Source organism: Streptomyces anulatus, assembly GCF_014650675.1.
Lineage (GTDB): Bacteria > Actinomycetota > Actinomycetes > Streptomycetales > Streptomycetaceae > Streptomyces > Streptomyces anulatus.
The window spans coordinates 1-1,120 of record NZ_BMVK01000042.1 but is presented as its reverse complement, the minus strand read 5'-3'; the positions used below and the strand labels follow the sequence as shown (position 1 = coordinate 1,120).

Annotated in this window: 2 protein-coding genes; both read left to right on the top strand. The window is 69.1% G+C overall.

What is annotated here, in order from left to right; translation table 11 throughout:
- Nucleotides 1-506 (top strand): electron transfer flavoprotein subunit beta/FixA family protein (locus IE272_RS38520; RefSeq protein WP_190010421.1); only part of this gene is annotated, 506 nt, incomplete at its 5' end.
- A 60-nt stretch (nucleotides 507-566) separates the two neighbouring features.
- Nucleotides 567-1,120, top strand: a 554-nt coding sequence (locus tag IE272_RS38515; RefSeq protein WP_373304246.1) for an electron transfer flavoprotein subunit alpha/FixB family protein, incomplete at its 3' end; no start/stop codon positions are given.

Here is a 1,120-nt window from a genome sequence, read left to right as displayed (position 1 = left end):
GCAGTGATGTGATGGGGACGTCGCTGGTGCTGGCGAAGGCTGTGGAGAAGGCCGGGTACGACCTGGTGATCTGTGGGATGGCGTCGACGGACGGTGTGATGGGTGTGCTGCCGGCGTTGCTGGCGGAGCGTCTGGGTGTGCCGCAGGTGACGTTGCTGTCCGAGGTCGCGGTGGACGGTGGTGTGGTGACGGGGCGGCGTGACGGTGACACGGCGTCCGAGCAGCTTGAGGCGTCGCTTCCCGCGGTGGTGTCGGTGACCGACCAGTCGGGTGAGGCCCGTTACCCGTCGTTCAAGGGGATCATGGCGGCGAAGAAGAAGCCGGTGGAGTCGCTGGACCTGGACGATCTGGGTCTGGACGCGGACGAGGTCGGTCTGGCGGGTGCGTGGACGGCGGTCGATTCCGCCACCGAGCGTCCGGCGCGGACGGCGGGCACGATCGTGAAGGACGAGGGTGAGGGCGGCAGGCAGCTCGCCGGGTTCCTCGCGGGCCAGAAGTTCATCTAGTCCGCATGTCTTTCCCCGCTGTTCCTCTCTCTCGTCCTTTCTCGTCTGGAGTGCGTTGTCATGGCTGAAGTTCTTGTTCTGGTCGATCACGTGGACGGTGCGGTCCGCAAGCCCACCCTGGAGCTGCTGACGCTGGCCCGCCGTGTCGGTGACCCGGTCGCCGTGGTGCTGGGCGCCGGTGCCGGGGACACTGCCCCGGTGCTGGGTGAGCACGGTGCGGTGAAGGTCCTGACCGCGGACGCCCCGGAGTTCGCGGATTATCTGGTGGTGCCGAAGGTCGACGCGCTGCAGGCGGCGTTCGAGGCGGTGTCCCCGGTCGCGGTGCTGGTGGTGTCGTCCGCCGAGGGCAAGGAGATCGCCGCCCGTCTCGCGCTGCGGGTGGGTTCCGGCATCATCACCGACGCCACCGATCTGGAGGCCGGTGACCAGGGTGTGGTCGCGACGCAGGCCGCGTTCGCCGCCTCGTTCACCACGAAGTCCCGGGTCTCCCGGGGTGTTCCGGTCATCACGGTCAAGCCGAACTCCGCCCCCGTCGAGCCGGCCCCGGCCGCGGGTGCGGTGGAGGCTCTGCCGGTGTCGTTCGGTGAGACGGCGACGGGGACGAAGGTGACGTC